Below are 6,588 nucleotides of genomic sequence, written 5' to 3' on the forward strand. Positions count from 1 at the left end.
CCCGGCGGTGATAATCCGCAATCCCGCCCGGCCGCAAGCGGGCCGCGGGCGCAGGGCGCGCGGGACGGGCCGGGCGCGACTTGCCCGCCGGGCGGCGATCGGATAGCGGGCGGGGCTTCCCCAGCCGCCGAGGCCCGTCATGACCGTCCCTGCCCCCGCCCTGCCGCGCGCCGCCCCCGTGCTTGGCGTCGATTTCGGCACATCCAACACCGCCGCCGCCATTCTCGAGGACGGGCGCCCGCGCCGCCTGGCCATCGAGGCCGGGGCCGAGACCCTGCCCACGGCGGTGTTCTTTCCCGAGACGGGCGGTGCCATGCGCATCGGCGCCGCCGCCGCGGCGGCCCTGATCGCGGGGGAGGAGGGCCGCTACATGCGGGCGCTGAAATCGGTTCTGGGCACGGCGCTCTTCCACGAGCCGCGCCGCATCGGCGGCGCCCGCCGGACGCTGGCGGACATCGTCACCGCCTTCCTGGCAGAGCTGCGCGCCCGCGCCGCAGCGGAGGCCGGAGAGACATTCCGGCAGGTGCTGTCGGGGCGGCCGGTGCGGTTCCACCCCGATCCCGATCGCGATGCCCGCGCCCTCGCCGATCTGCGCGGCTGCTATCACGCGGCGGGCTTCGAGGAGGTCCGGTTCCTGGCCGAACCCGAGGCCGCCGCCCTGGCGGCCGCCCCCGTCGCGGCGCCCGGCGATCTGTCGCTGATCCTCGATATCGGCGGCGGCACGTCGGATTTCTCGGTCTTCCGCCGCGACGGCGCCCGCACCGAGATCCTGGCCAGCCACGGCATCCGGCTGGGCGGGACAGATTTCGACCGGGAGATCTCGCTGGCCCATGTCATGCCGCTGCTGGGCATGGGCGGGGCGCTGCGCCGCAGCCTGGGCGCGGGGCAGCTGCCGGTGCCGGTCGCCCTCTATCGCGACCTGGCCGACTGGGCATCCATCCCCTTCCTCTATGCGCGCGAGACCGAACGCGCGGTGGCCGACCTGCAGGCCCATGCGGTCGAGCCGGGCAGGATCGCCCGGCTGGGCCGGGTGATCGCCGAGCAGCTGGGCCATGATCTGGCCTTCGCGGTGGAACGCGGCAAGATCGCGGCGAATGAAGGTCCCGGCCCGGCCCTGGTCGGGCTGGAAATGATCGAGCGGGGGCTGGAGGCGCGGATCACCCCCGGATCGCTGGCCGCGGCCCTTTCGGGCCCGCGCGAGATGCTGCGCCGGGGCATCTACGACACGCTGACCGCCGCGGGCACGCCGCCGACGCGGATCGGGTCGGTGATCCTCGTCGGCGGTTCGGGGCTGATGCGGATGGTGGTGGAGGAAGCGCAGGCGATCTGTCCCGGCGCGGCGCTGCAGCGCGGGGCGGCCTTCACTGCCGTGGTCGACGGCCTGGCGCTGGTCGGCGGCGGCCAAGAGGGTTAGGGCCCGCCAAGGACCGGGGAGGCGCCGGGTCGGGCCCGGCGCGGGACAGGGCCGGGTCGGGCCCGGCGCGGGACAGGGCCGGAGACAGGGCCGGGGACAGGCGCGGCGGCGCAGGGGACGGCTCGCCTCTGCGGCCCGTCACCGCCCCGACTCCAGCGCCGCCGGACGCAGAAAAGAACCGTGTTTCCCCTGCTCCGCCGCGCGCGGGAAGATCTTCTCCCGGAGCCGCCGCCCCCATGCCGCCATCGGCGCGCGACCGGCCGGGCCGGAGTGCTGTCCCGCGCCGGGCCTGACCCGGCGCCTCCCCTGCCCTTGCAGCCGCGCCCCGGGCCCTGACATAGGAGAGACGCCCGAACCCATATCACGCGGAGTCCCCCGATGAGACATGCCTTCCTCGCCCTCGCCGCCCTTGCCGGGCTCGCTGCGGGCCCCCTCTCGGCCGAGCCGCTCGGCCCCCTGGTCACGCCCGCCGGGCTCGACGCCGCGCTCCAGCAGGCGGAGCCGCCGGTCGTGCTGGACATCCGCGGCGGCGCCTATGAGCAGGGCCATGTCGCGGGGGCGGTCTCGGCGCCCTACGCGCTCTTCCGCGGTCCCGCCGAAAATCCCGGCCAGCGGGTGCCCGTCGAGGATCTGGAGGCGACGTATGAATCCCTCGGGCTCGACCCCGCGCGGCCGGTGGTGATCGTGCCCGCCGGGGCGTCCGATACCGATTTCGGCGCCGCCGCCCGGGTCTACTGGACGCTCAAGAGCTCGGGATTCACCGGCCTGTCGATCCTCAATGGCGGCGCCGCCGCCTGGGAGAGGGCCGGCCTGCCCGTCTCGGACGCGCCGGTCACGCCCGCCCCGACCGAGCTCTCCGTCACCTGGGACGAGCGCTGGACGGCGGAGACCGCCGAAGTGGCGGATGCGGTGCAGGGGGGCCACCGGGCGCTGCTGCTCGATGCCCGTCCGGCCGCCTTCTACGAGGGTGAGCAGGCCCATGATGCCGCCGCCCGCCCCGGCACGCTGCCGGGCGCCCGCAACTTCGCCTATACCAATTTCTTCCATGACGGCGAGACCGCGATCTCGCCGGTCACCGACCTGGACGGGCTGAAATCCGCGCTCGGTCTCGGGCAGGACGCCCCGGAAGAGATCGTCTCCTTCTGCAATACCGGCCATTGGGCGGCGACCAACTGGTTCGCGCTGAGCGAGCTGGCCGGGCTGCCCGATGTCAAGCTCTACCCCGGTTCCATGGTCGAATACTCCGCCACCGACGGCGAGATGCAGAACGTGCCCGGCCTGTGGCAGACCCTCAAGAAGCAGTTCGGCGCGCAATGAGCGACGCGACCCTCTCCGCCGCGCCCGCCGGGGCGCGGCCGCTGCGCCGGATCGGGCTGATCGCCGCGGCGCTGGTGCTGGTGGCGGCGGTGATGCTCCTTGTGGGCGCGCGCTACGGGATGCTGCTCGCGATCGGGCTGGGCTTCGGCATCGCGCTGGAAGGGCTGCGTTTCGGCTTTGCCGGGCCGTGGCGGGCGATGATCCTGCGGCGCGAACCCTCGGGACTTCTGGCGCAGCTTTTGTCCATCGCGCTGGTGGCGATGGCGGCGATGCCCCTTCTGGCGTCCCATCCCGGGGAACTCTCCGGCGCGCAGGCGCCGGTCGGGCTGGCGATGATCGGCGGCGCCTTCGTCTTCGGCGCCGCCATGCAGGTGGTGCTGGGCTGCGGATCGGGCACGCTGGTCAATGCAGGCAGCGGCAATCCCGTCAGCCTCCTGGCCCTGCCCTTCTTCGCCATCGGCAGTTTCGCCGGCGCCTACCACCTGATCTGGTGGACCTCGCTGGGGTCGCTGCCGGTGCTGACCTTCACCGGCCTGCCGGGGCTGGCGGCCACGCTGGGGCTGCTGGCGGCGGTCGCGCTGGTGGTCCTGCGCCTGGCGGCGCCGGGCGCGGTTCGCCTGAATCGCCGCCATGCCGTCGCCGCGGCGGTCATTGCCGCGCTGGCAATCGCCAACCTGGTGGTCGCCGGCCAGCCCTGGGGCGTGGTCTACGGGCTGGGGCTCTGGGCGGCGAAGGGTTATGTCGCGCTCGGCGGCGACCTGGCGGGCTCTGCCTTCTGGACGGCGCCGGGCTCCATGGATCGCGTGCAGGCCAGCCTGCTGACGGATTACACCTCGCTGACCGATATCGGCCTGATCGCCGGGGCTTTCGGGGTGGCGGCCTGGCGGCGCGGCGGCTTCTCCGCGGGGCTGCCGGGATATCCGGCGCGGGCCTGGATCGCCACGGTCCTGGCGGGGTTCCTGCTGGGCTATTCCTCGCGGCTGGCCTTCGGCTGCAATGTGGGCGCCTTCTTCTCCGGCATATCCACCGGCAGCCTGCATGGCTGGGCCTGGTTCGCCGCAGCCTTTGCCGGGGCGCATCTGGGCATCCGATTGCGCCCGCTGGCCGGGCTGGAGGCACGGACATGACCCGCGCCGTGCCGGCCTGCCTGGCGCTCGGGCTTCTGGGGGTGATCGTCGCGCTCGACCTGGCAGCCGCGCCGCCCAATCCCTACCGGGCCCCGGCGGCATTCGCGCTGGGGTCTGGGACAGCCTCCGCGGGCGGATTCTGCGGGGCGCTGCCGGACTAGACCGGGGCCCGCCCCCCGGCACCGGCCATTGCCTGTCACATGCCCCCGTTCCTCAAATCGCGGGAGGGGCTCATGCAGGAGGCTCTCGCGAGGACGGATGCGCATCAGCATAGCCGCCCCCACCCGGGCGACAGGGCTCCGGCTGTGCCGCGATGACGCCTTCCGGCGTCAGGCTTTGCCGGCATGCCGGTTCGACCACGCGATATCCGGCGATGGACGTCCTGTCCGGCGGGGCGGTTTTCTGTGGTCATGACACGGAAAGCGCCGGACCGGGGAGCCGTGGCATAGGTCCGATAACAGGGGAAGGCGGAACAGCAGTCTCCTGCGACGCGCTGAGCAGCTGATCCAGGGTCAGGGACCCGGTTTCCCAATGCTTCACCAGCTGGCGCAGGTATCCCCCGGGATTGTGCAGGCGTTCATGGCGTTCCAGCACGGTCCCCAGCAGCACCGAGGCGGCCGCCGGTCCCATGCGTCGGTGCGCCTCGGACCAGGCCCGGCGGCTGTCGGGAAGCATCGCGGCGGCATCATCGAGGGCGCGGTCGATATCCGGTGCAGTGGCGCAGTTTCCAAGAATGCGGGTCAACCGGGGCAGACGGTCTTCGATCTCGCTCGGTGTCGATGCGTTTCGTTTCAGGTGGGTATTCTGGTTTTCTGAGATTTGGTGCTCTTTGTGTCGCTCATTCCGGGCGTCTGTCCCGCTCATATCCGCGGTATCGCGCCGGGTTCGGGCCTTGTCGCAGGCCTCGCGCAGTTCGGCGAGAAGCTGGTCCAGTTCGGCCGGGTCGGGTTTGCGGCGGAGCCGACGCTGGAAACCGGCAATGTCCGGATTGGCGCCGGTTGGTCCGTGCCGCGGGTCGTTGCGCAATTCGCGCAGCGCGCGCAGGGACGCCGCGCAGGCATCGCGCTTGACGGCCGTCTCCGCGGCCTGCCGATCGAGCCGGGCGCGTGTTTCGGCAAGCTCCCCGCGGCGGCGCATCATCGGCGACAGATCAATTCCGTAGCTTCGCAGCGGTTCCCCCCCTGCCCCGCACCGGCGGAACCTCTTGCGGTTGGGGGCCATGCGCCGCAGCACCAGCCCGTGATGCTCGGCCCGGCGGATGCAGCGGTTGACCGTGCTGTCGCCGGATCGTCCCATCCGCCCGGCAATGGCGGCGTTGGAGGCGAAGACAATGCAGGCCCCGTCCCGATCCGCGACCAGCGCCGCCCCGGGCACGAAACTCAGCAGCACTTCCAGGAAATGCACATCCGTTCCGTTCAGGCCCAGTTCCGGCGCGCAGGCCTTCAGAGGGTCCAGCAGGTCACGCCACTTGTTGGGAACCGGCGCAGGGGCCGTCCCGGTACCGGTCGCCTCTGGCAATACCGGTCTGGCCCGCGGGATCGCGGGTTGGGTTGCTTCGGTCATGTTCGTGTCACGGGGCCCCGGGAAAACGGCAATATCCGGCCAACCGCCCGTCAGGCGTTGTTGACTTTCGAATCTCCGGGGGCCATGCTCAAGGTGCTAAATCGAGATGGGGCGTCCGGAGAAATCTGGCGCCTCTTTCTTTTCGGCCTGCTGTGCCTCCTTGCTGCTCGCTGCCTTGCCGGCCGACTCGGTTGTTCCCGATTCTCTGGCCTTGAGGCAGAGTTTAGCCATCGGTCCCGGATTTTGTCAAACTTTGACCAATACCGGGATCAGCCTCCCTGTGACCCTGCCCCTCCCCCCATCTGTGCGCAGGCTGAAGCTTGAATCCGCAGCATGTTGTTGCCGGGCGGCAATTTTGCCAAATCCGGGATTTCTCGATTTTCGGGGTTTGGATTTTTGTAAATCCCGATATTCTCCGACCCAACGAAATGGCGGGATCAGGGCAATGGATGATCACACGACACTGAGGATGATGAACGAGGCGAGCCTGCAGCAGCAGCAGGCTGTGCGCGAGCAGACCTTCTCTCCGGATGATACCAAGCAGCTGCGGCGGTTCTCGACCTGGGAAGTGGCGAATTTCATCTTCGGGGTGAACCAGGACACGTTCCGCAAGCGGCTGATGGACCAGCCCGAGCTGCCGCAGGGCACGGTGGAGAAATCGAACGGCCAGCGCTGGTTCACCATCGACGAGATCACCCGGCTGCGGCGCGGTCTGAAATTCAAGAATACCTCGCTGGTGCCCCCGCGCCCGCGGGGCCGCGCGCTGCGGGTCGGCGTGGCGAATTTCAAGGGCGGCGTCGGCAAGACCGTGGTGGCGCAGCACCTGGCCCATGCCGCCGCGCTGGACGGGTATCGCGTGCTGGTGATCGATTTCGACCCGCAGGCGACGCTGACCCATTCCATGGGGCTGACCGCGGTCAGCGAGGAACAGACCGTCTGGGGGATCATGTGCCGCGACCTGTGCAAGGAGGCGGACCGCATCGTCGAGACCTATGACGACCCCGAGGACTGCCCCTACCCCGCCTCCTACGAGCTGCCCGAGGACGTGCAGTCGATCGGCCGCCAGAAATTCGGCGATTTCATCCTGCCGACCTGCTGGGGCCGCTCGATCCACATCATCCCCTCCTGCGCCAACGCCGCCTTCGTGGAATTCGCCTCGGCGCAGTA

At 70.7% G+C, this 6,588-nt stretch carries 6 protein-coding genes; 5 read left to right on the forward strand and 1 reads right to left on the reverse strand.

Going from position 1 to position 6,588, the window contains the following annotated elements:
* Window positions 1–139 precede the first annotated feature (139 nt).
* The 4 genes from ICN82_RS03805 (at window position 140) to ICN82_RS03820 (ending at window position 4,019) form a co-directional block, all read left to right on the forward strand.
* On the forward strand, window positions 140–1,414 hold the full coding sequence (locus ICN82_RS03805; RefSeq protein WP_193179787.1) for an Hsp70 family protein: 1,275 nt from the start codon (window positions 140–142) through the stop codon (window positions 1,412–1,414).
* Between the two features lie 378 nt (window positions 1,415–1,792).
* Window positions 1,793–2,731, forward strand: coding sequence for a sulfurtransferase (locus ICN82_RS03810; protein WP_193179789.1), 939 nt, complete (start codon window positions 1,793–1,795; stop codon window positions 2,729–2,731).
* A complete protein-coding gene (locus ICN82_RS03815) occupies window positions 2,728–3,858 on the forward strand; it encodes a YeeE/YedE thiosulfate transporter family protein (protein WP_193179791.1) in 1,131 nt (376 codons plus the stop codon). The genes ICN82_RS03810 and ICN82_RS03815 overlap by 4 nt, the downstream gene beginning before the upstream one ends.
* Window positions 3,855–4,019 carry a hypothetical protein gene (locus tag ICN82_RS03820; protein ID WP_193179793.1) on the forward strand — a complete coding sequence of 55 codons (165 nt, stop codon included), beginning with the start codon at window positions 3,855–3,857 and terminating at the stop codon, window positions 4,017–4,019. The genes ICN82_RS03815 and ICN82_RS03820 overlap by 4 nt, the downstream gene beginning before the upstream one ends.
* A 247-nt stretch (window positions 4,020–4,266) precedes the next feature.
* Here ICN82_RS03820 and repC read toward each other — a convergent pair whose 3' ends face one another.
* On the reverse strand, window positions 4,267–5,421 hold the full coding sequence (gene repC / locus ICN82_RS03825) for a replication initiation protein RepC (RefSeq protein WP_193179795.1): 1,155 nt from the start codon (window positions 5,419–5,421) through the stop codon (window positions 4,267–4,269).
* A 445-nt stretch (window positions 5,422–5,866) separates the two neighbouring features.
* On the opposite strand from repC, the gene ICN82_RS03830 reads away from it, so the two are divergent.
* On the forward strand, window positions 5,867–6,588 hold a 722-nt coding region (locus tag ICN82_RS03830; protein ID WP_193179797.1), incomplete at its 3' end, for a nucleotide-binding protein.

Origin of the sequence: Mangrovicoccus algicola (assembly GCF_014903745.1) — a bacterium.
In the GTDB taxonomy this organism is placed as follows: domain Bacteria; phylum Pseudomonadota; class Alphaproteobacteria; order Rhodobacterales; family Rhodobacteraceae; genus Mangrovicoccus; species Mangrovicoccus algicola.

Coding starts and splice junctions, on each gene's coding strand:
- ICN82_RS03810 (WP_193179789.1), top strand. CDS start 1,793: ATGAGACATGCCTTCCTCGCCCTCGCCGCCCTTGCCGGGCTCGCTGCG.
- ICN82_RS03820 (WP_193179793.1), top strand. CDS start 3,855: ATGACCCGCGCCGTGCCGGCCTGCCTGGCGCTCGGGCTTCTGGGGGTG.
- ICN82_RS03815 (WP_193179791.1), top strand. CDS start 2,728: ATGAGCGACGCGACCCTCTCCGCCGCGCCCGCCGGGGCGCGGCCGCTG.
- repC (WP_193179795.1), bottom strand. CDS start 5,421: ATGACCGAAGCAACCCAACCCGCGATCCCGCGGGCCAGACCGGTATTG.
- ICN82_RS03805 (WP_193179787.1), top strand. CDS start 140: ATGACCGTCCCTGCCCCCGCCCTGCCGCGCGCCGCCCCCGTGCTTGGC.